This window comes from Dyella silvatica, from assembly GCF_026283955.1.
Classification (GTDB): Bacteria; Pseudomonadota; Gammaproteobacteria; order Xanthomonadales; family Rhodanobacteraceae; genus Dyella_C; species Dyella_C silvatica.
In genome coordinates this window covers 44139-69853 of record NZ_JAPDPE010000001.1, presented here as the reverse complement: position 1 = coordinate 69853, position 25715 = coordinate 44139, and the positions used below count along the sequence as shown (strand labels likewise).

The 25715-nt window shown below is 62.2% G+C and carries 18 protein-coding genes; 5 read left to right on the top strand and 13 right to left on the bottom strand.

Going from position 1 to position 25715, the window contains the following annotated elements; translation table 11 throughout:
- Nucleotides 1-14: 14 nt before the first annotated feature.
- The gene (locus tag OUZ52_RS00270; protein ID WP_266156306.1) at nucleotides 15-1451 is read right to left on the bottom strand and encodes an amino acid permease; all 1437 of its coding nucleotides are present in this window, start codon (nucleotides 1449-1451) and stop codon (nucleotides 15-17) included.
- Nucleotides 1452-1597: 146 nt separating this feature from the next.
- Between OUZ52_RS00270 and OUZ52_RS00265 the strand changes: the two genes are divergently transcribed.
- On the top strand, nucleotides 1598-4129 hold the full coding sequence (locus OUZ52_RS00265) for a TonB-dependent receptor (protein ID WP_266156305.1): 2532 nt from the start codon (nucleotides 1598-1600) through the stop codon (nucleotides 4127-4129).
- Nucleotides 4130-4393: 264 nt separating this feature from the next.
- Here OUZ52_RS00265 and OUZ52_RS00260 read toward each other — a convergent pair whose 3' ends face one another.
- The 8 genes from OUZ52_RS00260 to OUZ52_RS00225 form a co-directional block, all read right to left on the bottom strand.
- On the bottom strand, nucleotides 4394-5650 hold the full coding sequence (locus OUZ52_RS00260) for a sterol desaturase family protein (protein WP_266156304.1): 1257 nt from the start codon (nucleotides 5648-5650) through the stop codon (nucleotides 4394-4396).
- Nucleotides 5647-6390, bottom strand: coding sequence for a lysoplasmalogenase (locus OUZ52_RS00255; protein ID WP_266156303.1), 744 nt, complete (start codon nucleotides 6388-6390; stop codon nucleotides 5647-5649). Before OUZ52_RS00255 ends, OUZ52_RS00260 begins: the two co-directional genes overlap by 4 nt.
- A gap of 191 nt (nucleotides 6391-6581) precedes the next feature.
- Nucleotides 6582-8879: a TonB-dependent receptor gene (locus OUZ52_RS00250; RefSeq protein WP_266156302.1), complete on the bottom strand. Its 2298-nt coding sequence runs from the start codon at nucleotides 8877-8879 to the stop codon at nucleotides 6582-6584.
- Nucleotides 8880-9116: 237 nt separating this feature from the next.
- Nucleotides 9117-10556 (bottom strand): alkaline phosphatase family protein, encoded by a 1440-nt coding sequence (locus tag OUZ52_RS00245; protein ID WP_266156301.1) that lies wholly within the window; start codon nucleotides 10554-10556, stop codon nucleotides 9117-9119.
- 100 nt (nucleotides 10557-10656) lie between these two features.
- Complete coding sequence (locus OUZ52_RS00240) at nucleotides 10657-11721, bottom strand: glycerophosphodiester phosphodiesterase (RefSeq protein WP_266156300.1); 1065 nt, start codon at nucleotides 11719-11721, stop codon at nucleotides 10657-10659.
- A gap of 293 nt (nucleotides 11722-12014) precedes the next feature.
- On the bottom strand, nucleotides 12015-14345 hold the full coding sequence (locus OUZ52_RS00235) for a TonB-dependent receptor (RefSeq protein WP_425493743.1): 2331 nt from the start codon (nucleotides 14343-14345) through the stop codon (nucleotides 12015-12017).
- A 143-nt stretch (nucleotides 14346-14488) separates the two neighbouring features.
- Nucleotides 14489-14800 (bottom strand): hypothetical protein, encoded by a 312-nt coding sequence (locus OUZ52_RS00230; protein ID WP_266156299.1) that lies wholly within the window; start codon nucleotides 14798-14800, stop codon nucleotides 14489-14491.
- Nucleotides 14788-15786, bottom strand: coding sequence for a metallophosphoesterase family protein (locus tag OUZ52_RS00225; protein WP_266156298.1), 999 nt, complete (start codon nucleotides 15784-15786; stop codon nucleotides 14788-14790). The genes OUZ52_RS00230 and OUZ52_RS00225 overlap by 13 nt, the downstream gene beginning before the upstream one ends.
- Before the next feature lie 26 nt (nucleotides 15787-15812).
- Here OUZ52_RS00225 and OUZ52_RS00220 point away from each other — a divergent pair, with 26 nt between their 5' ends.
- A complete protein-coding gene (locus tag OUZ52_RS00220; protein WP_266156297.1) occupies nucleotides 15813-16082 on the top strand; it encodes a hypothetical protein in 270 nt (89 codons plus the stop codon).
- A 12-nt stretch (nucleotides 16083-16094) separates the two neighbouring features.
- Here OUZ52_RS00220 and OUZ52_RS00215 read toward each other — a convergent pair whose 3' ends face one another.
- Entirely contained in the window at nucleotides 16095-17003 is a 909-nt protein-coding gene (locus OUZ52_RS00215; RefSeq protein WP_266156296.1) for a LysR family transcriptional regulator, read from the bottom strand.
- 104 nt (nucleotides 17004-17107) lie between these two features.
- Here OUZ52_RS00215 and OUZ52_RS00210 point away from each other — a divergent pair, with 104 nt between their 5' ends.
- The gene (locus tag OUZ52_RS00210; RefSeq protein WP_266156295.1) at nucleotides 17108-18175 is read left to right on the top strand and encodes an alkene reductase; all 1068 of its coding nucleotides are present in this window, start codon (nucleotides 17108-17110) and stop codon (nucleotides 18173-18175) included.
- Nucleotides 18172-19095: an NADP-dependent oxidoreductase gene (locus tag OUZ52_RS00205; RefSeq protein ID WP_266156294.1), complete on the top strand. Its 924-nt coding sequence runs from the start codon at nucleotides 18172-18174 to the stop codon at nucleotides 19093-19095. The genes OUZ52_RS00210 and OUZ52_RS00205 overlap by 4 nt, the downstream gene beginning before the upstream one ends.
- A 90-nt stretch (nucleotides 19096-19185) precedes the next feature.
- Here OUZ52_RS00205 and OUZ52_RS00200 read toward each other — a convergent pair whose 3' ends face one another.
- Nucleotides 19186-19602, bottom strand: a complete 417-nt coding sequence (locus OUZ52_RS00200; RefSeq protein WP_266156293.1) for a hypothetical protein — start codon at nucleotides 19600-19602, stop codon at nucleotides 19186-19188.
- 442 nt (nucleotides 19603-20044) lie between these two features.
- Here OUZ52_RS00200 and OUZ52_RS00195 point away from each other — a divergent pair, with 442 nt between their 5' ends.
- A complete protein-coding gene (locus tag OUZ52_RS00195; protein ID WP_266156292.1) occupies nucleotides 20045-21775 on the top strand; it encodes a M61 metallopeptidase family protein in 1731 nt (576 codons plus the stop codon).
- A 418-nt stretch (nucleotides 21776-22193) separates the two neighbouring features.
- On the opposite strand, the gene OUZ52_RS00190 is transcribed toward OUZ52_RS00195, so the two are convergent.
- Together OUZ52_RS00190 and OUZ52_RS00185 are read right to left on the bottom strand one after the other, a co-directional pair.
- Complete coding sequence (locus OUZ52_RS00190; protein ID WP_266156291.1) at nucleotides 22194-23258, bottom strand: acyltransferase family protein; 1065 nt, start codon at nucleotides 23256-23258, stop codon at nucleotides 22194-22196.
- Nucleotides 23255-25570, bottom strand: coding sequence for a family 20 glycosylhydrolase (locus tag OUZ52_RS00185; RefSeq protein WP_266156290.1), 2316 nt, complete (start codon nucleotides 25568-25570; stop codon nucleotides 23255-23257). Before OUZ52_RS00185 ends, OUZ52_RS00190 begins: the two co-directional genes overlap by 4 nt.
- Nucleotides 25571-25715 lie beyond the last annotated feature (145 nt).

Here is a 25715-nt window from a genome sequence, read left to right as displayed (position 1 = left end):
CATCGCGCGCAGGGTTACTGCTGCTGTTCCAGCTTGCTGTGCCGAATACCGTAAGTGAAGTAAACCAGCAGGCCAAGGCTTACCCAGACCAGGAATACCCCCCAGGTAATCAATGCCAATTCGGACAGCAGCCAGATCGAGAAGCCAATGCCGATCAACGGCACCAGCGGCACCCACGGCGTGCGGAACGAGCGATGCAAGTCGGGCTTGCGTATGCGCAGCATGATCACCGAACTGCAAATCACGATAAAGGCCGAGAGCACCCCGATATTCACCAGCTTCGCCACCTCGCCCAACGGCAGCGAGCCCGCCACCAGCGCGGTGAACACACCCAGGGCAATGGTCGGGCGATGTGGCGTGCCGTAGCGCGGATGCACCTTGGCGAACCAGCCAGGCAACAAGCCATCGCGTGACAACGCAAACCAGATACGTGCCGCACCCAGCATGAAGGCGAACAACACGCTGGCAATGCCAATCACCGCCGAGATGGAAATCGCCACCGCCACCCAGTGCAGGTTCAGCGCCTTGAAGGCATCGGCCACCGGCGCGTCGGAGTTCAAGGTCGGGTAATGCGCGATACCGGTCAGCACCAGTGACACCGCCAGATACAACACCATCGCCACCGCCAGTGACAACAACACCGCGCGCGGCAAATCGCGCTGCGGGTTCTTGGCCTCTTCGGCGGCGGTGGTCAGGGTGTCGTAGCCAAACACCGCGAAGAACACCACCGCGGCTGCGGTAGTCACGCCTTTAAAGCCGAAATGTCCGACACCGTCCGGGCCAATCACCCGCTCCGGAATAAAGGGATGCCAATTCGCCGGGTCGATGTAAAACACGCCGACGCCGATCACCAGCACCACCGCAATCACCTTGACCGTGACGATCAGAGTGTTCAGCCGCGCGCCCCATTCCGTGCGCATGGTCAGCAAGGTGGCGACCGCCAAGGTGATCAAGGCGGCGATGACATTGAACACGCGCCCTTCGCCGGTATGCGCCGCGCCCTGCGCCCATACCGGCAAGGTGATACCCGCCGCCTGCAATAGCGATTGCACGTAGCCGGACCAGCCGATCGCCACCACCGCCACGATCAGCGCGTACTCCAGCAACAGATCCCAGCCGATCAGCCACGCCGCCAGCTCGCCCAGCACCGCATAACCATAGGTATAGGCACTACCGGTGACCGGGATCATCCCGGCGAACTCGGCGTAGCACAGGGCCGCTGCCGCGCTGGCGATACCGGCAATCAAAAACGACAACGCCACCGCCGGACCGGCATTCAGCGCCGCCTGCTGGCCCGCCAACACGAATACACCGACACCGATAATGCCGCCGATGCCGATGGCCGTGAGCTGCCATAAACCGAGCACCCGGCGGAAATCGCCGCGCCTACCCGCCTCCGACTGCAATTGTTCCACCGACTTGTGGCGTATCAGCTTGCTCAGCAAAGTCATTGAGTAATCCCCGAGAAACGAGCCGCGATCATAGCGAATGCAGCGCGGCGTGCCGCGATGGCAGCTTGTGCACCGCGCCAAGACGCGCGCGTATGCATGCCGCACCATGCGGGTGCCGCATGCGCGACCAGGGAGGAGCAGCAGAGATGGCTATGCATCTGAACGGGTTACACCAGGGTGGACGACATAAGAACGGCTTGAACAAGGGCAGGTTTCAACAAGCCAGGCTGGCCGCCTGCGTGACCCTCGCCTGCGCCAGCGCATGTGGCGGCAACGCCTTGGCCCACGGCGCCGCACAAGACACGGCACCAATCGATGCCGCGGCGACCACACCGGCCAAGCCCACCGAACTGGGCAAGGTCACCGTCACCGCGCAAAGCCGCACGCAAGAAATGCAGCAGGTGCCGATTGCGCTGAACATTCTCACCGCGCAGAAGATCGACACCGTCGCCGCCACCGATCTCAGCCGCCTGAATCTGTTCGTGCCCGGCCTGGTGGTCGATGCCACCGACCCGACCCAGCCGACCTATCGCCTGCGTGGCATCGAGACCAACGACTTCGGCATCGGCACCGACTCCGCCGTCGGCATCTACGTCAACGGGGTTTACCAAACCCGTGCCGGCGGTGCCTTGATGGCGCTTAACGATGTGGCGCGGGTCGAAGTGCTGAAGGGCCCGCAGGGCACGCTGTTCGGCCGCAACACGGCGGCGGGCGCGATCTCGATCATCACCAACGAACCCACCGACAAGCTGGAAGGCAAGGCACGCGTGCGCTTTGGCGAGTACGGGCGCCGCTATGCCGACGCGCTGCTCAACGTGCCCGTCAACAAGGACATGGCGTTTCGCCTCAGCGTGCTGGACAACCAAAGCCATGGCTGGCTGCGCGACGCCGCTACCGGCCAACACTACGGCAAGGACGACGAATGGGGCGCCCGCGCGGTATGGCGCTGGAATATCACCCCCGATACCCGCGTGCTGTTGTCGTGGGATCACGACCGGCTCAAGCAGCCATCGCGCATCGACATGGGCCTGATCCCGCTATCGAACAACACCTATCAGCGCCCGCCCTTCCCGGCCAACCCGGCCAACTTTCTCGACCCGCTGCACGCACCGTTCTACAACGACACCGGCGATGGCCGCGAAGCGCGGCGACTCAACGCCGGCACGCTGACCATCGACCACAGTTTCAGCTGGGGCAGCCTCACCTCCACCAGCAACTGGACCGGCTATCAGATGTCGCACATCGAGGACGGCGACGGCACCGATCACATCGTCAGCCACCTCGACACTGGCGTGCTCGGCAGCGGCCATACCTGGTACCAGGAATTCAAGCTCGCCGGCAGCAACGATCTGCTCGACTGGGTCAGCGGCCTCAGCTATTACCAAGAGCAGGCACGGCAAACCAGTCTGGCGCGCGCCACCACCGACACCGTCGATACGCTGGCCCTGCATAGCGGCCTGCCTACCGGCACGCCGGACGGCACCGTGTTTGGCTATTTCGATTCGCTGCTGCGTTCGTTCGGCCTGCCCTACCGGCTGCTTGGCGATCCATGGACCGAAAGCGTCTACAACCACGGCAATTTCAAATCCTATGCCGCCTATGGCGATGTGATCTGGCATCTCAGCGATCGCATGAACCTCACCACCGGCCTGCGCTACACCCGCGATCAAAAGACCTTCGATTGGTATACGCCGATGCGTTACGCACCGGAGCTGGACCACACGCTCGACCAGCTCGATCAAGCCGGCATCCTCGCGCTGGCCGCGCAAATGGCCGGCACCACGCCACAGCGACTACGCGCCGGCCTGTCGCAAAACTTGATCTTTACCGATGCCATCGGCCAACAAGTGCAGCGCCGAAATCGCTGGAGCGATGTCAGCCCACGGCTGGTGCTGGATTACAAATTCACTCCCGACGTGATGGCTTATGCCTCGCTGGCCAAGGGCTATAAGGCAGGTGGCTACAACGGCGTGCAGGTCAATTCGCAATTTGCGCCGGAGAAAGTGTGGAACCTGGAGACCGGCGTAAAAAGCGTGTTTCCCGACCAGCATCTGCTGCTCAACGCGTCGATGTATTACTACCGCTACGACGACCGCCAGACCTTGCAGCTGGTACCGCAAAGCGGCGGTGCAGGCATTCCGCAATATCAGGTCAGCAATACCAATCAAGCGGCCAAGGGGCTGGAACTCGAAGCCGAATGGCATCCGCTGGACGACCTGCGGCTGGGCTTTAACGGCACTTATATCGATTCCAAGTATCGCCACGCCATCGCCGCCAGCGGCATCGATATCTCCGGCCAGCCGGTGGATGAGCCGAAGCTTTCCTACACGCTTAGCGCCGGCTACACCTGGCATGGGGTGATCGGCGGCAACCTCGCCTTCGATGCGCAATACGGTTATCGCGGCCGCACCCGCTGCAATGCCGATTCCATTTATCAAGGCAAATGCGCGGTGCCGACCGCCGCGTTCGACCTGGGCGAGGCCAGCCAGCGCACCGACCTGCGACTCGATTGGACGTCCAACAACGGCCGCTGGGGTGTCGGTGCCTATGTCAACAACCTGTTCAACCAACGCTACGTCGGCACCATCAATAACGTCACCGCCTTGCTCGGCACCCCTTATGCGGAAAACATCACGCCACCGCGCAGGTGGGGGATGGAGTTACGCGCCAAGTTCTAAGAGCCTGTTCACGATCTCTGAGTGGCTCGCGCCGCCGGCGGTTTGCCTGCACGACAAGGAAGAGCGAAGGAGTGTACGTCGGTACACGACCGAGTGATGACGCGGTCGTGTGGGCAAACAGACGCGGCCCGAAGGGTTGAGTCGCCGTGGCTACCATGCGCCAGCGCGCAGCTTGGCCAGACAGCCAGTCTGGCCTGCGCCACGCACTACCCCCTGGCGGCCATAGCAACTCAACGCGAGCTACTCAGAGATCGTGAGCAGGCTCTAAAGCGCGGCACGCTCAAAGCCGCGCTGCGTTCGCCCCAGCCAGGGCAGCGCCGCGGCACTCAAAGCGAACACCGCAAACAGGCCGACGCCGATGGCCGTCGCCACATGGGCGACGCCGAACCAACGGCCTGTCAGCAGCGGAACGATGGCCGTCGCCGACACCCGCACCGCTTCCAGCCAGAACCCCAGCCGGCGCCCTTCCAATAGCGCACCCAACACACACAGGCTCAGCACCAGATAGACCGCATAGGCCAGCAACGTCGAGCTATCCGCACTGCCGGCCAGTTGCAAAAACTGCGTTGCCATCGCCAGCAAAAAGGCAAATTGCAGCAGGCCATAGATCACCAGTGCCCGTGGCAACGGCGGGTCGAAACGCTCACGGCGAATATCGAACGCCGGCTTGGGATAGCGCTCGGCGACATCGGCCGGACGCCAGCCCGGCGGCTTCAGCCAGACCAGCAACTTGTCGCGCCAACGCCGCGCATGCCAGCAGTCTTTCCAGCTAGCCCAGTACACCTCGGCATTCGCCCACAGCGGGTTCCAGCTGCGCAGTGGCGCACGCGTGCCGTAGATCGGCGGGTCGTTGTCGTCCTCTTCGACAAAGCTGCCGAACAAACGGTCCCACAAAATCAGGATGCCGCCGTAGTTGCGGTCCAGATAGCGATCATTCACCGCATGATGGGCACGGTGATTGGACGGCGAACAGAACACCCGGTCGAACCAGCCCAGCCGCCCGATCATTTCGGTATGCACCCAGAACTGATACAGCAAATCGATCAGCGCCACGACTACGAACACTTGCAAGGGATAGCCGAGCAAGGCCATCGGCAGATAAAACAGCCAACTCAGCAAGGGGCCGCTGCCGGTCTGGCGCAAGGCGGTGGAGAGGTTGTAGTCCTCGCTCTGGTGATGCACCACGTGCGCGGCCCACAGAATGTTTACCTCGTGCCCGCAACGGTGCAGCCAGTAGTAAAGAAAGTCGTACAACAGCAAGGCGCTCCCCCATACCCAGATGCTGCTGGCCGATAGCGTAAACAGCGCCAGATGCTGCACACACCAGGCGTACACGCCCAGCGTAAGCACCTTGGCGAACACCCCGACAATCTGCGAAATCACTCCCAGGCCGATGCTATTGATGGCATCGCTGCTGTGATATGCGCTGCGCCCACGCAGTTTCGCCACCAGCAGTTCGATCGCGATCAACACGAAGAACACCGGCGTGGCCCAGGTAATGATGAGTTCTTGTGTATTCATGCGACGCTACCTGCCGACTTGAGTCGGTCTTGCCGGGCTACCGAGCGGGCAATCATCCATAACGCGGCCCAGTAAGTCACCAGCACCCATAAGCTTGCCCATGGCAACGGCGCGCGAAAACGGTCCCAGGCCAACGCGCTGTCGCTGATAACGAATAGCACCGCCCCGACTAGCGCAAGCCTCGCGGGAAGCGCCAATGGGTCGCCCCGCTCGCGCAAGCGCATCGCACGCGCCAGCGCCTGTACCAGCATGGTCAGCAGCACCGCCATATAAACGATGACCGGCCCGCGCAGCGGCGTGGTCAGCGAGGGCCACAAGATCCATAAAGCCAAGGCGCCATATGCCAGGCATAGCAGCCCTTGCCATGGCCCGGTGGTAAAGGGCAGATCACTGGCGAAAGCCGCGATAAAACAGCCATGCGCCAACAAAAAACTGAGCAGGCCAGCGATAAACAGATCCTGCGGCAACATCAGAAACACGTCGCCCAGCAGCGAGAAACCGATGCCGGCCAGTATGAAACGCCGGTAACGCAACGAGACCGGCAACACCGTGCGCCACGCCAACACGAAGATCAACGCCGTCGTCAGCGGCTTGCCCACCCAGTGCAGCCACTGCCAGCTGTCTCCCACCGAGCGGGTCAGCAGCGCGCCCAGAATCGCTGCGGCCGCGGCGACCAGCGTTGCGGCCGCCAACCATGGGCGTTGTGTTATCGAAGCGGTGTCTTGCGCTGATCGCGCCATGCGGCATGCCTGTAAGAGCGGGGCTGCCGAGCATAGTAGCGCTGCGGCAGGCGCTTGCCCCCTCCCAGCCTGCCCCTGCTGGCAGAGGGAAGAGGCACAGCTCGCTCCACCATGCCCCCCGCTTTACGACATCCCTCGTTACAACACCCTCCCCTGCTCGCAGGGGAGGGTAAACGCCTCACCCCCAGCGTTTAAAACCGGAACGTCGCCGTCAACATCGCCGCGCGTGGCGCACCGTTCTGCAAGGTGGCGAACTGGCCCTGCAGGTCGTTGGCGATAAAGCCGTTGGTACCGATCGAACCGTAGTACTGCTTGTTTGCCAGGTTGGTCACGTTGAGCGCCAACTTCAGGTCCTGCATCAGGCCGATCCGGCCGACGTCATACGCGACGGCGGCGTTGAACATCCAGAACGAAGGCACCGAGGCGTCGTTGGTATAGGTGTAATAGCGCTTGCCGGTGTAGTTGGCCGAGATGCGCATATCCCACGGACCCGAGACCCAGGCCAGTTCGGAGAAGAACAACTGCTTCGGGCTGTCGACCACGGTCTTGCCCTTGGTCGGCACCACCACGCCACCGTTGACATAGTCGTCGTCATAGCGAGCGCGGTTGTACGAGATCGAGTTGTTCCAGCGCAGCTGCTGGGTCAGTTTGAAGTTGACCGCCAGCTCGGCACCGCGGCTGGTCACCGAACCCACGTTGGCGTAGGCGCTGGCGCAACCGACAATACCGGCGCACTGCGAAATCGTCAGCAGGCGGTTGTCGAACTTCACGTCATACAAGGCCAGCGACGCTTCGTAGAAATCCGTCACGCTACGCAGGCCGCCTTCGATGGTGCGCGACTGTTCCGGCTTGAGCTGCTTGCCGAATGTATCGAACGCCACCTGGGTGGTAGCCAGCGGGCCGGAGATACCGGCCTGGAACGCGGCGATGTTTTTCGCATACGAAGCAAACACTTCGTAGCCGTCGCCCAGCTTGTAGCTGGCACCGACCTGCGGCAGGAAGGTCTTCTTCGCGGTCAAATCACCGTTGGCGTAGCTCTTGGCCGTGCCATAGGTCACCGTGCCCGGCAGCGTGTTCGCCTTGACCTTGGTGTCCGGCGACTTGAAGCCCACGTCGATCGACAAGCGATCGTCCATGAAATGCATATTGTCTTGCAGGTAGAACTGCTGCGTGGTGGTTTCGTAATGCTGGTGGAACAGACGGATGTCCGGGTTCGTCATGAACTGGCGGTCATCGATCGGGCCATTGATGAAATAGTAATTACGCTGCACGTTGTGGTTGCTATCCTCGTACCAGAGGCCAGCTTCCAGGTGATGTGCGCCGATATCCCAGTTCAAGGCCGCGGTGACACCGGCGCGATCGATACCGTATTCGGTGGTGCGCAACGAGATCGGCACTTCCTGCGGGGTGCCCGGGTATGACGCCTGATACGGCGTGAACCAGTGACCCTGGCCGCGATCGTTGTGGTAATAGCCGGTGGCCTTCAAGCGCAGGCCATCGGCCAGGGCGAAGTCACCGAACACACTGGCCAGCGTGTCTTTGCGCAAGCCGCGGCCGGCGTAGTAGGCGTCGTCCGGATTGGTCACGCCGCCGGTGTAAATGCCCTTGGCGGCATTGACCGAGCGCTGCCAATCGGGCGCGTAGTTGTCCCAGTTCCAGCCCAACCGGTGCACCATGTCTTTGGACAGATCCTGGTAATCGGTCTCGTCGCGGTCGGACGAGGTCACCATCGCGCCGATGCGGCTGTCGCCGAAGTCGTATACCGCCTTGGTGTTGAACTGCATCTGCTCTTGCGAGCCCGCACCCTTCCACTTGTCGACGTCGGAGTAGGCACCGGACACATACATCGCAAAGCCGTTGTAGTCGCCGGTATCGACGCGTACAAAAGTGCGCTTGGCGCTATCGCTGCCAAGGCCCTGGGCAAAGGTCACGCCGTATTTCGGCGTCGGGTCGGAGGAGAAGAACTGCACCGCGCCACCCAGGTTGCTGGTGGAAGCGGTACCCAGCGCGCCAATGCCTTCGGCCAATTCGATGCTGCCGAGATTCTCGGAGATCAAGGCGCGGCTGATGTGCAGGCCGTTGTTGTTGCCGTAGCTCATGTCGCCCAGCGGGATACCGTCCAGCGTGAAGCCGAGGCGATTCTGATTAAAGCCACGCAGGCTGATACGGGTGGACCACTCGTAGCTGCCGAACGGATCGGACGATTCAAAATGCACGCCCGGCTTGCCCTGCAACACCTTCAACGGGCTGCTGCCCGGCGGCAGGATTTTCACGTCGTCGGCGCTGATGCGCTGAACCTGGCGCGATTCGCCCTGGCCGATCACCGAGACCGAATCCAGCGTCTTGGCTTTATCAATCGTCGAATCGGCGGCAGTCGGAGCCGCGGCGGTGCCCGGAACATTATCCTCAGCCAACGCCACGCCGTTGAGCGCGGCGAGCAACGCCAGCGCGAGGCCGGTTTTACGAATAGAAACACTGCGAAAAGACATGCATATCCTTCGCGCAGCCGACCGCACTCGCGGCAAGCCACGACATCAGTAGTGAAAGAAAATGGTGGCCGCCCCCAACTAGAAGCTGTTCGAAGAACAAGCTCTCAGGCCATGCGGACAAGGATGGAGGCGCTTTGTGAAAGTTGCTTTACATGTGTGTGTCAACCGTAAACAAACTTTTCACATTTACGCGCAGCTTGGCAAAAACGTGCGGTGTGCGGCGATGTTGCACAAGCTTTAAGGACCACGGATAGCAACTGCCATGCACGAGCACCTTGCGGCGCTCGCCGCGATCGGCCGCATCGGCAGGTCGGCTGAAATCGCCGCCGCGCAGGTTTCCTGGCCGCGGACGACTCCAGCTATCGGTATGACCATGAGCGGCGGATCTGCCCTTTCTGCAGCGAACGCGCCGGATGCAAGCGGCATGTCGATCTCACCCAGGTTTTTGCCGGCCGGGATGCCCTTGCCTTCGAGCAGGAACGTAGAACGCATCGCCGGCAGCGCCGGGTCGTAACCATGCATGCCGCGGTAATGGCTGGGCGACGGTAGCGGCGCATCCGGCTTGATCGCCATCTCGTAGCCGGTCTTGAACAACACAAACCAGCTCGCCTGCGCGATGCCGCCTTGCGCGGTCAGTTGGGGGTGATCGAGCACGCGGTCGATACCGTACGCCTGGTCGCCCTGCAGTTGCGTAAGCAAGGCCTGCACCTTGGCCTTTAGCTCGGCGTTGTCCGGCTCACGCAGCACGATGGCGGCGCTGCCGCCGTCGTTCCACGGCATCGCCTGCCAATCGGTGACGGTGCCATCTTCTTTCAACGTAATCAGGCCGGCCTTGATGAAAGGCATATACAGATTCACATCTTGCTGCACCGGCAAAAAGCCATGGTCGGAAACCACCGCGACCACACCATCGGGATGCACGCGCTGGGCGGCGGCGACCAGGTTGCCGATCAAGCCGTCGATCTTTTCCAGCACCGCGCGCGAGGCCGGGGTATCCGGGCCACTCGCATGCTGCTCGTGATCGAGCGCGGTGAGATAGGCCGTCATGAATTGCGGCTTGTGCATCTCCAACAGCTTCACCGCAAAACGCGCGCGGGTCTCGTCGCCCGCCAGGCTTTCGTCGATGCCATCGGCATAGGCGCCGAGATCTTTTTCCAGCTCAGGCAACAGGCCCGGGGTCGCCAACGCCGCTACCAGCTTGCGGTCATCAGCCAGGCCGGTGCGCCAGATCTGCGGCAGGTTCCAATCCACCGTCGCGCCGACGCTCACCGGCCAATGCACATTGGCCGTGCTCAGGCCGGCGGCGTGCGCCGCGTCCCACAGGGTCGGCACGCGGATATCGCTGCTATACCAATACCAGCCTTGTTGATTCTTGTTGGTCGGGTCAAAGGTGAGATTGCCGCCAATACCGTGCGCCCCCGGCGCGACACCGGTGATCAAGGTGGTGTGGCTGGGATAGGTCAGCGTGGGCAGAACCCCGCGCACCTTGCTGGCATACGCGCCCTGGCTGAGGAAACGCTCCAGGTTCGGCAATGCCAGGCCATGCTTCTTGGCTTCCAGCACGTCAGCCGGACGCAGGCCATCGATAGAGATAAGCAGCACCGAGGTCGCGCTGGCGGAGGCCGCGCTGGCCAGTGCCAATACAGCGGCGGCGAGACGATACATCGAGTGGCGCATAGGTTTACTCAGGCGGTAGATGATTGGCGGAGGAGCGTCAGCCGCAGCCGACGCCCCTCCCCCCAAAGTGGTCAACGCAGTGATCGCTGCGGGTGATGGCTTAGCGCTGATCGAGCGCCTTGCGCCCAATCGCCGGATCATCGGTAAAGAACGCATCGATACCAGCATCCAGGTAGGCGCGGATCTCGGCGATGGAGCCGGCTTCGTTAAAGGTTTTCGGATCGCTGCCCTGCTGGAAATTCTTCGCCTGGAAATAATTCTCCGGACGGAAGGTGTACGGATGCAGCTCCAGCTTCGCCGCATGCGCATCGCGCACCAAGGCAGTCGGCTTGCCCAGCGTGCCGTCGGCGGCCAGCGGGATGATCGAGCGGATGTTCGGGCCGATCGCGTCGGCGTAAGTCGCCACCTCGCGCAACCCTGCCGGCTTCATCATCTCGCCGAAGCTCAGCTTGCCGCCGCTGGCGGTGACGTCGTAAGGCTGCTCTTTGACGTCGCCGTAAAGCTGCAGCAAGCGAATATTCTTGTGCTCCTTGCCGAGCTTGCCGCGTAGATAACGCAGGTTGGCGACCTCGAACGATTGAATTTCTACCGGCGCGGTGCGGGTATACGAATGCGCCGCGAGAATCGCCAGCACGCGATCTTCCATCGGCAAGCCGATTTTCTGGAAGTAAGTACCGTGCTTGATCTCGGGAATGATGCCGACCACCCGCCCTTGCGTGGCGGACTCGGTGGCGACGAACTCGATGATGTCTTCCAGCGTGGGGATCTGAAACTCGCCGTCGTACTGGGTGCTGCGGAACTGCGGCAGGCGCTCGCGCGCGCGCAGCGTCTTCAGCTCGGCCAAGGTGAAATCTTCAGTGAACCAGCCGGTGACTTGCTGACCGTCAATGGTCTTGGTCGCCTTGCGATCGGCGAACTCTTGATGGCTGGCGACATCGGTGGTGCCGCTGATTTCGTTTTCATGCCGGGCCACCGGCACGCCGTCCTTGGTCATCACCAGATCGGGCTCGACAAAATCCGCGCCATCGGCAATCGCCCGGCCATACGAGGCCAGCGTGTGCTCAGGCCGCAGCGCACTGGCGCCGCGATGGCCGATGACCAGCACCTTGCTGGCGATGGGCTTGATGCTGTGGGTTTGATCGGCAGCAGATACGGGAGCAGCCATGGCCAGCGTTCCAATCGCGAGAAGAGGTGCCAGCCAGCATAAAGGTTTCATTGCATCATTCCGTAGTGATGGAGATGGCTCAGATCACTCCTTGCGCCGCTTGTATAAGGAGTGCGGAAGAAGGCTGTTTTATCGCAAGACTTCACCCCCTCCCAGCCTCCCCCTGTAAACAGGGGGAGGGGCAAAAGCTTACCTCGCCGAACATTCGGTAGCCTTATTGCAACCCCCTCCCCTGCGTGTAGGGGAGGGTTGGGGAGGGGTCAGGCTCTCGCCACGCCCCGCCACTCACCCCATCAGAATTTCACGTCCAGGGTGAGAAAGCTCTGCCGCGGCGCGCTGGCATGGAACGCCAACTGACGGCCGTTCGGATCGGTATTGGAGAACGCACTGAGGTTGGACGCGTAACGCTTGTCGGTCAGATTGGTGATGTTCAACGACAGACGCACGTCCTTGGCAAAGCTGACCGCACCGAAGTCGTAACCAACGCCAAAGTCGAACGAGGTGTAGCCGCCAAAGCCCTGGTCATTGGTATAGGTGTAGTAACGGCCACCGGTGTACTTGCCGCGCAGGCTGACGTTCCACGGGCCCGATACCCAGTTGATCTCGCTGGCGAACATGCGCCGTGGCGTATCCACCGTCACCTTGCCCTGGGTCGGGATCACCACACCGTTCTGGGTGAAGTTGTTGTCGTAGGTGGAGCGGTTGAACGAGGCCGAGTTGTACCACTCGAAATGCTCGAACGGCTTCCAGATAAAGCTGAACTCGGCGCCGTGGCTGCTTACCGAACCCACGTTGTAGAAGCGCGTGGTACATGCCGCCGTGGTGCCCTGCTGAATGCTCGGGCATGGGTTGAGCGACAGCAGACGGTTGTCGAACTTCACGTCGTACAGCGCCACCGACGCTTCAAACTCGCGCTGCACGTAACGGTAGCCGCCCTCGATGGTGCGCGACTGCTCCGGCTTGAGGTTGCCCTTGGTCGCGTCGTACGCCGCCTGGGTCACCAGCAACGGACCGCTGGCACCACCGCCCTGGAACGCCGCGATGTTCTTGGCGTAAGAGAGGAACAGCTCCTGCTGGTCGTCGATCTTGTAGCCCAGGCCGACCTGCGGCAGCAGCGACTTGCTGGCCTTCAAGGTACCGTTGGCGACCGGCGCCTCGGCCATGATGTTGCCCGCGTTGCGCGCGGTCATCGTGGTGTGCGGGCTTTTCACGCCCACGTCCACGCTGAGCTTGTCGTCGAACAGCTTGAAGCTGTCCTGCAAATACACCTGGCGCGTGGTGATGGTGTAGGCCTGGCTAAACAGGCGACGATTGGGATCGCTCAGGTAGGTGTCGTCGTTGATCGGGCTGCTGATCCAGTAAAAATTGCGCTCGACGTTGTGGTGGTTCTGCTCGTACCAGAGACCGCCTTCCAGATGATGGCCGCCGATTTCCCAGGCCAGCGACGCGATGGCGCCGTTGCGGTTGATCTTGTAATTGGTGCTGCGAATCGAAATCGGCAGCTCCTGCGAGGTGCCCGGGTACGACTTCTGCCCCGGCGACCACCAGTGACCCTGACCGGCATTCTCGTGGTGATAGACCTGCGCGTGGATGGTGACGCCGTCGCTGGGAAAGAAATCGCCAGCGAGGTAGTACAAGTCATCGCTGCGCAACGCGCGGCTCTGGTAGTAAGCGTCGTCGATGTTGTCGACGCCACCGGAGTAGCCGCAACGGCCGTCCTGCTTGCCCTTGATGTTGTACGACGGCGCGCAATACGCCGCCGCCAGGGCACGCCGCCAATCGGGTGCGTACAGATTCCAGTCCCAACCCAGGCCGCGCGCCATGCCGCTCTTGGACAGATAGGCGTAATCCGCTTGCGAGGTGCGCGAGTTATCGGCGAACGCGGTGATGCGGCCACCGTCGAACTGATACACCGCTTTGGTATTGAACTGCTTGGTCGAGGTCGGCGAGTTCGGCTGTGCCCACATGTCCGCGGTGGCGCGGATCGCCGACACGTACATCGAGAAGCCGTGATAGTCGCCAGTGTCCAGGCGCAGATAGGTGCGGCGGTTCTGATCGGAGCCGAAGGTCTGGCCGAAACGGCCGCCGAACGTGGTCGACGGATCATCCGAGTAGTACTGGATGGCACCGCCCAGATTGCTGGTCGACGCCGTACCGAGGCTGCCGATGCCTTCCGCCAGCTCGGCGCCGCCGAAGTTTTCGGCGATCAAGGCGCGGCTGATATTGAGGCCGTTGTAGTTGCCGTAGGCGTTGTCGCCCAGCGGCAGGCCGTCCAGCGTGTAACCCAGGCGCTGGCCATTGAAGCCGCGCAAGCTGATCGTCTGCGACTCTTCGTTCGCGCCGAAGGCATCGTTGGACTGCACGTTGACGCCCGGCATGCGATTAAGCACTTTCTGGATGCTGGCGCCCGGCGGCAACACCGCAACATCTTTCACCGTAATACGCTGCACCTGCCGCGTTTCGCCCTGGCCGATCACCGACACGGTTTCGAGATTTTTTGCGCTGTCGGTCTTGACCGGCGCGGTATCGGCGGCAACCGGCGCATCGACGTCAGTGGCCGCAGCCGCATAGCTCGTGGTGGCGAAAGCCACGGCCATCGCGGCAGCAAGCATGGTTTTCTGTATCACGTGAAACTCCTGAATCCTTGAGAATCCGGCGTAAGTACGTACGGATGTCCCAGCATCATGAAATTTTCACATGTCTTTTCTTTGACACTCAGGTTACGACTCGGCGCATGAGCTTGCACTGCCGGAGGCGGCTTTTTGCGCTAGCGCCCACGCCGAAGCTGGCGAATTTTCCGCGCCTGCGCAGGCATACCCAGGTCGTTGGCGGTGTAATGCACCAGCTTGCGGGTCGCCAGATCGACGGTGACGAAATCGTCTGGCGTCTTGGTCTGTGCCCCGTCGGATGCAGGGTGGTATTCGATGCGCAACTGATTGGCATCGACAATCAAGCGCAGATAGCCGTAGTTGGTGTCGTCGTAATTTTCCAGCACCACCTGGTCGGTGCTGGCCGAGGCCTTCTGGATCACCTGGGGCGCACGCAACACCGCGGCGCCCGGCGCACTCAGTTTCTGCAAGCCATGGCCGCCGTTGCCGCAGACCATATAGGGAATCTGGGTGCCGTCGGACTGGCGCGTGCGGGTGAACCGCTGGTAGTTGTGCGCGTGGCCGGACAAAAACGCATGTGGCCGAACAGCAATGCGCCCTTGAACTTGTCCGTCTTGACCCGCTGCAACGCCGCCTTGACGAAGGCCAGCTGCGCGTTGCCGATGACCGGGTCGGCAATCACGCCCGGGTCTTCCAGAGTGTTGCTGTAAAGCACCACGATGCGCACGAACGGCGCCTCAAGGGTGAAGAACACGCCCGGCTGGATTTGCGCGGTACGCGAGAGGCCACCCGCCTCCGGCGTCACGACGAAGCTGTCGGCGCAAAAGTTGCGCAGATAGGCATCGAGCGAGCTGGCGTGCGCCAACGGCGACACCATGCCGTCATGGTTACCCGCAGCGGCGAGAATCGGCGCGGGGTAGTCGCGATACGGATCGTAAAACTGATCGTAGTAGTAGACCGCTTCGCCAAAGCTATAAACGATATCGCCCAGCAACAGATTGAATTGCGGCACCTCACGCGGATCGCTCTCGTGAAAGTCGCTGGTCATCTTGTCGGCCACTTGGTTCTGCGAGGCGGGCCCGCGCGTACTGCCGCAATCGCCGGTGGCATGAAACACCAGCTGGCCACCCTGGGTAATCCGCTTGATCGCCGCGGTATTGCCACCCATCACCTGCGCTAGCGTCAGTTGTGGCTCGACGCCACCGCGCGGCAACGGAAAAGGCAACGGCTGCAACTTGTGTTTCTTGTTGAGCTGATCGATCACCGTATACGCCGGCCCATCCGACGGATGATTGACCACAAAGGTGGTCGGATCCGGTGTCGGTAGCGGCTGCGCGAATACCGGCTGTTCAAGCGCCCGCGCGGGAGGTCTGGAAGCAGCCCCCGTACCGCCTGTGGATGATGCCGTTGGACTGCTGTGCTTGCTGCGCTTGCTGGTCTGCTTGGGGCGCTTCATAACGTCTCCGAGGCAAGAAAACCACCATGGCGCCGAGCGACGAGCCCGGCCCGCAGGTCGAAGGGCGGCATCCCAAACCCATCGCCGCACTGCGCAGATTCAAGCAGTTCAATGACAGTCTTAAGTCGGTAGGCGCGGGACTTTCAATGGCGGCTGACGATCTTGATGCGCATTGCGTCGAGCGCGATCTGCAAAGAACACCGCAGCTACGATGCCTGCGCCTCATAGATCAGAGCATCCCAAGCAGCTGTCTGGCCCTGCGCGCAAACAGATCTCGGCGCGGGCTACGCGAATAGCGTGAACAGGCCCTAGGAAGCCACGGACCGCTCTTGCAATTGCGTCTTGAGAAAATCGATAAACAAGCGGGTTCTCGCCGGCAGCAGGCGGGTTTCGGTGATGGCATGTACTTGCACCGGTGCGAGATTCCAATCGGGCAGCACGCGGCGCAATCGACCCAGGGCGACATCGTCGCGGGTGAGCTCGGTATCCAGCCCGGCGATGCCGACACCAAGCAACGCCAGTGAGCGGCTCAGGCCGACACTGTTCATGGCGTAGCGCGACGCGATCATGACATCGACTTGTTCATCGCCGCGATAAAAGGTTCTCAGCACGCCTTGCGGTCGCGTTGCCGCTTGACCGATGCAGACGACGTGATGCGCCAGGTCAGTGGGGTGCTTAAGTGGCGGCGCCTGTTTCAAATAACTGGGCGCGGCGTAGAGATAACGCGGCAACAAGGCGACTTGTCGGGCCACCAGCGTCGATGGCGCGCTCGGTGGCGGCCCGATGCGGATGGCCAGGTCGTACGGCTCGCTTTGCAGATCGACACGCCGCGCCGTCAAGTCGAATTCGAAATCGATCAACGGATACGCCTGGGCGAAATCGCGCAGGATCGGTGCGAGATAGCCGGTCGCGAAATCGACCGGCATCGATACGCGCAGGATACCGCTGGGTCGCTCGACCACCTCAAGCAATGATTCGTGCGCGATACGTGCCTCTTCGACGATGCTCTGGCAGCGCTTGAAATACACCTCGCCCGCCTCGGTGAGCTCCACCTTGCGAGTGGACCGATGCAGCAAGCGTAAGCCGATCAGCTTCTCCAGTTCCGCAATATGTCGGGACACAGTCGAGTTAGGCATATCCAGCGCATCGGCCGCGCGGCGAAAACTCTTGCTTCGCGCCACCTCGACGAATAGCCGCATATAGCTAAGCAGCTCCATGAGCATTGCTCCACCAGTGGATCAGTGTTTTCAAATATACCTATTTATCCCCCTGATGGAGCAGACCAGAATGCCGCCACGTTCTCCCAAGCAAGGAATTCCACGTGGACACGCTCTTTACCCCCACCCAACTTGGCCGCTACACCCTGCACAATCGCGCCGTGATGGCGCCGATGACGCGCTCACGCGCCGATGACCGCACCGGCGTGCCCTCTGAGTTGGCGGTGACTTATTACCGCCAGCGCGCCGGCGCCGGCTTGATCATCAGCGAGGGCACCTACCCCTCGCCGACCGGCAAAGGTTATGTGCGCACGCCGGGCATTCATTCCGCGGCACAGATCGAGGCCTGGCGAGCCGTCACCGACGCCGTGCATGCCGAAGGCGGGCGCATCTTTCTGCAACTGATGCACACGGGGAGAATTTCCCACCCCAGCATGCAGCCGGATGGCGCGGTGCCGATCGCCCCCTCCGCCGTGCAACCGGCCGGCAAGACCTTTACCGCCACCGGGCCGCAGGACTTTGTCATGCCGCGCGCACTCACCACCGCAGAGGTTGGCGACGTCGTCGAGGACTACCGCCGCGCAACCCGCAACGCCCTCGATGCAGGCTTTGATGGTGTCGAGCTGCATGCCGCCTCGGGTTATCTGCCAGAACAGTTTCTGTCGTCCAGCAGCAACCAGCGCACGGATCGCTACGGCGGCTCGGTGGCCCATCGCGCGCGCTTCATTCTGGAGGTGCTCGCCGCCATGACTGCCGAAGCCGGCAGCGATCGTGTCGGCATCAAGATTTCGCCGGAAATGGGTTTCAACGACATCAGCGACGCAACCCCACAGGAAACGTACCGCTATCTGGTCGAACAGCTCGCTCCGCTCAAGCTGGCGTATCTGCATGTGGCTCGTAACAAGAGCGAGTTCGACTACCGCGCGCTGCTGCGCCCGCTGTTCAAGGGCACGTATCTGCACGGCGGCGGCCTGGATCAGGCATCGGCATCGGCCTTGATCGCGCACGGTGATGCGGATGCGGCCGTATTCGGCAGCCTGTATCTGGCCAACCCGGATCTGCTGCAACGCTTTCGTACCGAGGCCCCGCTCAACACCGCCGACAGAGACACGTTTTATGCCCCCGGTGCCCACGGCTATATCGACTACCCCGCGATGGAGGCTTACGTATGAACCGCGCGCTTCGTATACATGCTTATGGCGGTTCCGAGGTCGTGCACATCGACGACGTACCGCTGCCGAAAGCCGCAGATGGCGAAATCGTGGTGCGAGTGCACGCTGCCGGCATCAATCCGCTGGACTGGAAGGTGCGCGACGGTTTGATGCGCGAGGTCTTCCCGCTGACGCTGCCTGCCACCCTGGGTATCGAGCTGGCCGGCGAAATCGTCGAGATCGGCGCGGGCGTCAGCGGCTTTGCCATCGGCGAACGCGTGGTGGGACCGCTGGCGGGGCTGGGTGCCTTTACCGACCATGTAGCTATCGCCGCCAGCAACCTCACACTCACCCCTAAGGATCTGGATGACGTACGTGCGGCGGCCATCTCGGTCGCATCGCTCACCGCATGGCAGGCGTTGTTCGAGGCCGGGGCCTTGAAGCGTGGGCAAACCGTACTGATTCACGGCGCTGCCGGCGGTGTCGGCAGTTTTGCGGTGCAGTTCGCACGACGTATCGGCGCCCACGTGCTGTGCACCGCGCAAGGTGTCAACGCAGGTTATCTGCGCGCACTGGGCGCCAACGAAGTCATCGACTATCGCAGCAGCGCTTTCTGGGAAATCGCGCACGATGTCGATCTGGTACTCGACCTGGTCGGTGGCGCCACCTTGGCACACTCCTGGCAGGTGCTTGGCGACAACGGCCGCATCGTCAGCACCGCCACGCCGGAAGTCACCACCACCGCGACCGCTGGCAAGCGCGGCATCTGGTTTCAGATGCGGCCAGACCCCGCCAGGCTCGCCGAGATCGCCAACCTGCTGGCCCGTGGCGAGCTATCGGTGGAGATTTCCGAAACCGCGAGCTTCGACCAGACGGCCGCAGTGATCGAGCGCAACAAGACCGGACACGGACCGGGCAAGGCGGTGATCACGTTCGGCTGAGGCACAAGCATCATCGCGTGCAGGCATCCGCTTCACGTCATTCGACGTTGAAACCGATGCCGTTGCCGCAGGCGCGCCGCCCGCCGCCGGTTACCAGCGCAAGAGCCGCTCGATGTCCTTAGGGCTGTAAACGCGAAGATCGAAGAACGACAACGGGTCGCCCAGGGCAAATTGCCGATCCAGGCGCAGTATCGGTCCATAGGTAATGCCGCCCAGCCCACCAAAGGAAGAAAGAGCTTTCTCCACTGTGAGCTTGTAGCCCTGGCCGATATAAAACGTGCGCCCAGCGTCGGCAGGTAACGACGCGGCGCGACCAAGCACCGCATGAACCGGCGTTCTGCCTTCGCGCACCGCCTGGAAATCCTCGTCGGCCTGCGCCAGCACCTGACGGTTCTTTGCCGGCAGCCCGGCGTAATCAGACGCCGTGAACAGCGTGGTCTGCTGCGCCGAATAAGGTGGCTTCAGCGCCATCGCGCCCAGACAGGCGGCCAGCGCCAGCAGTGCCAAGAACGCCGCTTTGTACCGCTATCGTCTCCCCCTGCTCATCACGGGCGCCCTAACCCTTGGCCGTCCCTTGCCTGATCCCGCCCCCTGCCAGGCGATGGCTTGCCATGATCTCTCGGACGCCATAGTTTTCACGCCTTGGACCGGCTTTGCCGTTTCCTCCGCCGTACCAGGCAGCGCGAAGGCACAGCCTACGCTTCTCTCAAACAACTGTAGATATATCGATAAGTTATAGATCCCTTGCTCTTCGTTGGAACCCCACATACCACCCTGCTGCGCTGAGGTTGGGATAAACGCGCTGCTCCTCGTACAAGGCTGACTGGAGTCACCACTCAGAGCCAGCGCGCACGCGGCGCAAGCAGCTTCTCGGTGACAACGCACTTCAAAACCGGATCGACCCGTTCACCTATCACCCACCGGAACAGCCCGGTCTTCGCGAGTGTTTATGAACCACCCACACCGCCGCCTCATCGATTTCGTCGCCATCGCTGCCCTGTTTTGCACAGGCGCGGTGATCGCGCAGACCAACACCCATGCCCGGCGCGCGCTTGATATGACGCTGGCGCCGGTGGTCGATGCCAGCAACCACGCTACCGGCATCTCAGTTCAGTACGTCTTGTCCCCTTCCAGCGCACCGGCCAGCGAGCTTGCCTTGACCCTGGACACGCTGGCGCCAGCACTGCTTCGCACCAGCGATCAAGTGACGCAGTTGCACGTGACCGACGACAAGGGCGAGGTTGCCCTCGCGCCGCCTGTCGTAAAACAGAACAGCGATGGCAGCTTTCAAACCTGGTCTGCGACGCGGCCAACCAGCGGCCCGGTGCACGTTGCCTATGTGGTTCCGGTGGCGGCGGCAAAGACGTCCAAACGCGGCCCGCATATCGATCTGCAAGCCGCTGGCGGTGGGCTCTCCGGTGCGTTCACAGGCTTTTTGCTATTGCCTGACAGCCGCAGCGAAGTCTTCAAGGTGCATGTGCATTGGCAGTTGCCCGCAGGGCAGATGGCCGTTTCTTCGAACGGCGTGGGCGATTTTTCCGCTGAGCTCAATGCCGGCACCTTGAGCAACGTGCTGTTTCTCGCCGGCCCGGTAACCACCTATTCGCCAAGCGGCCGTAGCGATGGCTTCAATGTCTACGCCCTGGGCCTGCCCGAAGCGCAATTGAAAGCCGCCGCCAGCTGGACCGCCCGCGCATACGAAGCCGAGCGCAAAGCGTTTCGCATACCGCCATCGCAGCCGTACCGTTTTCTGATTCGATCCTATGACGGTGGCCCGGTCGATAGCGGCCGATCGTCGGACGGCTCTTTTCTGCTTTATCTGCCTGTCGGCATGGATGCGGGACGCGTCGAGCTGCATAGCCTGGTGGCACACGAAATGGTGCACAGCTTGATGAAGGATCTCGATGATGCACCTGGCGACGAAGGTGACTGGTACACCGAGGGCACCGCCGATTATTTCTCCAAGACCCTGCCCTGGGCCGCCGGGCTTTACACCGCACCGCAATACCTCGATCTGGTGAACGAGGAGGCTGCCGAGTACTACACCAACGCTCTACGAGACGTGCCCAACAAGCAGCTAACCAAGGTCATGTGGTCGGGACGCAATGCATGGATGCTGCCCTATGCACGCGGCGCGCTTTATCTCGCCGACCTCGATGCCAAGCTGCGCCTGCACCATTCCACCTTGACCGTGCTTGATCTGGTCAACGCCACCAGCGAGCGGATCACACACGGCGCCCCGGCCACCGATGCGACATGGACGGCCGTGCTGAAAGACAAGCTGGACGCATGGGCGCTTACCGATTGGCAGCACATGATGGACGGCCAACTGATCCTTCCCGCTGCCGGCGCCTTCGATCCATGCCTGACCGGTAGCGCGACCCAGGTCGGCACCTTCGATCTTGGTTTTGCCAAGCCGATACGCGCGATGGCGGGTGAAGCCGTGTCGGGTGTCGTCAAAGGCTCCAACGCCGACAAGGCAGGCTTGCGAGATGGCGATGTCATCACCGAAACCATCGACATCATCCCCATCGCCGGAAATTTCGACAACCTGATGCATATCCCGATTCGACGCGGATCGACCACGATGGCGATCAGCTACAACCCGCGTTCCGGATCGGTGCCAGGGATGCGTTGGCGCCTGCCATCGGCGGATGCGCAGCCCAAGTGCCCGCATTGAGGCATGGCCTCTATAGGCGCAACAAACACAGATGCAGGGTGACATGCACCGACGATAAGGTGCGATTCCATCCACGCCCCCTTTCCATACCGTCATGCAGAGACGGCACCCTATGCGATGGCCCGCGCCATCGCAGACCTATGGACACGCCGTCGCGCCGTAGCTTGGCGATGAGCGCAGCGAAGCCCAACAACACGCTACTCGCGAACTGCTCAGCGCTTATGTCGCCAAGCAGTATCCCCATGCGATGAATGTGAAAGTGACGTTGGGTGCATTGGGCGCATCCAAAACCGGCATCAAGAGGGGCGCGGCGGATCTGCTGGATCGGCTGAATTGAACCGGCGGCCGGGGGAACGGCACATGCGCATCGGCTTGCATCGGATTGATCGATGCATGGCGACAGCGCATGGCCAGGGCCTTAAAGCTTGATGTACCAGTGGCGCCGATCCATCACGTAAACGATGCACCACCACAGCGCGACAAAGGCCAGTGCAAACGCGAGCGAGGCGATGTAAGGGCCGGCCAGCGGGGTGATCCAGCCGGCAAACGCGTGTTGATAAAGCGGCGCTTGCCAACCCAGTCCGGGCAGCAGAATCTGCATCAGTTCGGAACCGGCATAGGCCGCCACGGCGTTGACGCCGAAGCGCCGCCCCCAGGCCGGCCATTCGCGCCGGTCGATCAGCCAGTGAAACAGCAGCAGCGCCAGGCTGGCCCAGCCGGCGCACCAGAGCACGAAAGATGGCGTCCACAGGTTTTTATTGAGTGGCAGCACGAGCGACCACAGCGCACCCAGCGCAAGCGCAGCGATGGCGGCAAGCAGCAGCGGCTTGAGTTTGTTCTCGCGCAGCCAGCGACCGGCGCATAGGCCAAGCAGGCTGGTCGCCAGCGATGGCAGTGAACCAAGCAGGCCTTCGGGATCGTGGCCGCGACCGCTGAGCGGATCGATCTGATAGACGAAACGGCCGAACAAGGCGCTGTCGCTGCGGCTGACCAGGTTGATCCATGGCTCCAGCGAGCCGCCCAGCGTCAATAGCCCCCAGTAGCCGAGCAAGATGGCGACGATGGCGATCCACTGGGTACGCGGCCGCGTATAAATGGCGAACAGCGCGGTGCCGGCAAAACACAGGCCGATACGTTGCAGCACACCGGGCAGGCGCAAATGCGCGTCGGGCATGATTAGCCACGCCAGCACATTGATCGTCAGGCCCAGCGCGACAATGCGCAGGGCGCGAATCAACGCTGCACGAGTCAGCGCGGCAGGGTTTGCACCTTGCGCGACGCGCGGCTCGATGCCGAGCGCGCTGGATACGCCGACCACGAACAGGAAAAACGGAAACACCAGATCGGTCGGCGTGCAGCCATGCCAGGCCGAGTGCTCCAGCGGCGCATAGACATGACCCCAGTCACCGGGATCATTGACCAACAGCATCGCGGCCACGGTGCAGCCGCGCAGTGCATCGACCGAGGCAAGACGACGTGTCACGGTTGGCCGGCCTGCGGGGTTGCTGGCGGGATCAGGGAGATGTTGTCGATGGCATACAGCGGCCCGCTGATCGGTGCGGTAAAGATCAGGCAAAGATCGTGCGTGCCTTGCCGCGGCAGCGACGGCCCATCCAGGCTGAATTGGCGCGGGCCGTCGCCCGGCAACGGCAGCGTCGCCAGCAACGGGCCATCGCAGCGGTCTTGGCGTACCAGCAATTCACCATGCGGCGTGCTGGCGGGGCGTGACTTCACCAGCTTGGCATCATGCGCCAGGGCGTAGTTGCGCTGCAGGCGCACCACCTGCACATGGATCGCCGCGACACCGTCCAGGCGCGCCTGGCGATACAAGCGACAGGTGTCGAAGATGTTGACGTTGTACGCCGGCGCCGTCGAGGTGGCATCGGGCATCGGCTGCAAGCGCAGGGCGAAATCGCTGCCAGGGCAATTGACCAGTTCGTCGCTAGCGCGGCTGAGCAGGCTGGGTGCATCCAGTACGCGTTGTCGCGGCGCGGCCAGCACGCTGCCATCGCCGGCAAAGGTGGCCGCCTTAAGCGTCACGGGCATGACTACTTCGAAGGGCTTGCTGTAGCGCGGCGAGTGCAGGTCAGGCGTGCTGCCATCGACGGTGTAATGCAGTACACCATGATTCACTTGATTGCCCAGGCTGACCTGCGCCTTGCCGCTGACCAGCGCCGCGTTGCGATCAAGCTCGAACACCGGGGCGAAAGCGCTATCGGCCACATGGATGTGCTGCTGGCGATAACGGGCGAATTGCGCCGGAAGCCGGGCAAGAAAACCCTGCCAGTCGCGTTGGGACGCCGGCGACCATGCCGCCTCGGCCACCGCATCCAGGCGCGGAAACAAGGCGTGCTGTACGTGATCGATACTGGGTAGATGCTCGGTCCATACGTTGGCTTGCAGACCGAGCACGTGTTTGGCCTGATCGGCGCTCAGCTCTTTCGGCACCGCTTCGAAGCCATAGACTGCTGCCAGCACGATGGGCGGCAAACGGCCGGAGTATTCGTCGTCGCGATTGCTTTGCACATGGTCGAAGTACAGGTCCGGCGAGGGCGACAAAACCACGTCATGACCCTGCTTGGCCGCCTCGATGGCGCCCTTGCTGCCGCGCCACGACATCACCGTGGCGCTGGCCGGCAAACCACCCTCGAGAATTTCATCCCAGCCAAGCAGGCGACGCCCGTGTTGATTGAGGTAAGTGCCGAGCTGACCCATAAACCAGCTTTGCAAGGCGTTCTCGTTTTTTACGCCGAGCGCGCGCATCTTGGCCTGGATGGCTGGAGAAGCTTCCCACTGATCTTTGACCGCTTCGTCGCCGCCCAGGTGGATATACGTAGACGGGAACAATGCCATCACTTCGTCGAGTACGTTTTCGACAAAGCGCAGGGTCGAGTCATCGACGTTATAGAGATAGGTGTTCACCCCCCAATCGGTCGACACCGATGGCCGCTTGCCGGTTACCCCAAGCTCGGGATACGAGGCCACCGCCGCTTGCGCATGGCCGGGCAAGTCGATCTCGGGTACCACGGTAATCTGCCGCGCGGCGGCATAGGCCACCACCTGGCGAATCTGCTCCTGGGTGTAGAAGCCGCCATAGCGCCGCGGCGATGGCTCGCTGGCGGCGCTCTGCTCGTCACGCCACGCACCGATCTTGGTCAGCTCGGGATAACGCTTGATCTCGATGCGCCAACCCTGGTCATCGGTGAGATGCCAGTGAAAGGTGTTGAGCTTGTGCTGCGCCATCTGCTCAAGCAGGCCTTCGACTTCTTCCACCGTCTGAAAATGGCGGGAGGAATCGAGCATCATGCCGCGCCATGAGAAACGCGGCTGATCGCGAATATGCAGCGCGGGCAGGCTCGTCTCGCCGCGTTGATCGTTCGGCGTCAGCAACTGCCACAGGGTGACCGCGCCATAGAACAGGCCGGCATCGTCACGCGCTGCGATGCGAATACCTTGCGGCGTGATATCCAGCGTGTAGCCCTCGCGATTGGCAATGGACGCATCGCGCTGCAAGCGGATGCCCAGCATGCCGGCCTGCCCGTCCTGCACCTGCAAGGAGAGGCCACGAGTGCGCTCAGCCAGACCGGCGAGGTAATCCGCGGCACGACGTGCACCGGCATCACCAGCGGGGATGATGATGGGTGTTTGCGCGTTGACGTTGAAATGGCCATCGGCACGGGTCCATTGCGCCGGCATGGGAGTCAGCGCGAGCGGCGCAGACTGCGCGCCAGCGGCATCGGCGCAGGCGGCAATGCCGTAAAGGGCCATGCATAGAAGAAGGCGAAGCTTGCTCATGGGCGATCTCTAACTCGGTGCTTCAGTGGGGAGGCTGACGCAGGGCGCTCGCTCCCGCATACCGCGGGAGCTGAGCATGTCGTGTACGGCAAGATCCTGTGCAAGGTCAACTTACGCAGCAGAAAAATCCATTAAAAAACGGGCC

What these genes read in the sequence shown, in the direction of transcription:
- OUZ52_RS00270 (WP_266156306.1), bottom strand. Translation starts at nt 1,451, where the DNA reads ATGACTTTGCTGAGCAAGCTGATACGCCACAAGTCGGTGGAACAATTG.
- OUZ52_RS00265 (WP_266156305.1), top strand. Translation starts at nt 1,598, where the DNA reads ATGGCTATGCATCTGAACGGGTTACACCAGGGTGGACGACATAAGAAC.
- OUZ52_RS00260 (WP_266156304.1), bottom strand. Translation starts at nt 5,650, where the DNA reads ATGAATACACAAGAACTCATCATTACCTGGGCCACGCCGGTGTTCTTC.
- OUZ52_RS00255 (WP_266156303.1), bottom strand. Translation starts at nt 6,390, where the DNA reads ATGGCGCGATCAGCGCAAGACACCGCTTCGATAACACAACGCCCATGG.
- OUZ52_RS00250 (WP_266156302.1), bottom strand. Translation starts at nt 8,879, where the DNA reads ATGTCTTTTCGCAGTGTTTCTATTCGTAAAACCGGCCTCGCGCTGGCG.
- OUZ52_RS00245 (WP_266156301.1), bottom strand. Translation starts at nt 10,556, where the DNA reads ATGCGCCACTCGATGTATCGTCTCGCCGCCGCTGTATTGGCACTGGCC.
- OUZ52_RS00240 (WP_266156300.1), bottom strand. Translation starts at nt 11,721, where the DNA reads ATGGCTGCTCCCGTATCTGCTGCCGATCAAACCCACAGCATCAAGCCC.
- OUZ52_RS00225 (WP_266156298.1), bottom strand. Translation starts at nt 15,786, where the DNA reads ATGAAGCGCCCCAAGCAGACCAGCAAGCGCAGCAAGCACAGCAGTCCA.
- OUZ52_RS00220 (WP_266156297.1), top strand. Translation starts at nt 15,813, where the DNA reads ATGGCGCCGAGCGACGAGCCCGGCCCGCAGGTCGAAGGGCGGCATCCC.
- OUZ52_RS00215 (WP_266156296.1), bottom strand. Translation starts at nt 17,003, where the DNA reads ATGGAGCTGCTTAGCTATATGCGGCTATTCGTCGAGGTGGCGCGAAGC.
- OUZ52_RS00205 (WP_266156294.1), top strand. Translation starts at nt 18,172, where the DNA reads ATGAACCGCGCGCTTCGTATACATGCTTATGGCGGTTCCGAGGTCGTG.
- OUZ52_RS00195 (WP_266156292.1), top strand. Translation starts at nt 20,045, where the DNA reads ATGAACCACCCACACCGCCGCCTCATCGATTTCGTCGCCATCGCTGCC.
- OUZ52_RS00185 (WP_266156290.1), bottom strand. Translation starts at nt 25,570, where the DNA reads ATGAGCAAGCTTCGCCTTCTTCTATGCATGGCCCTTTACGGCATTGCC.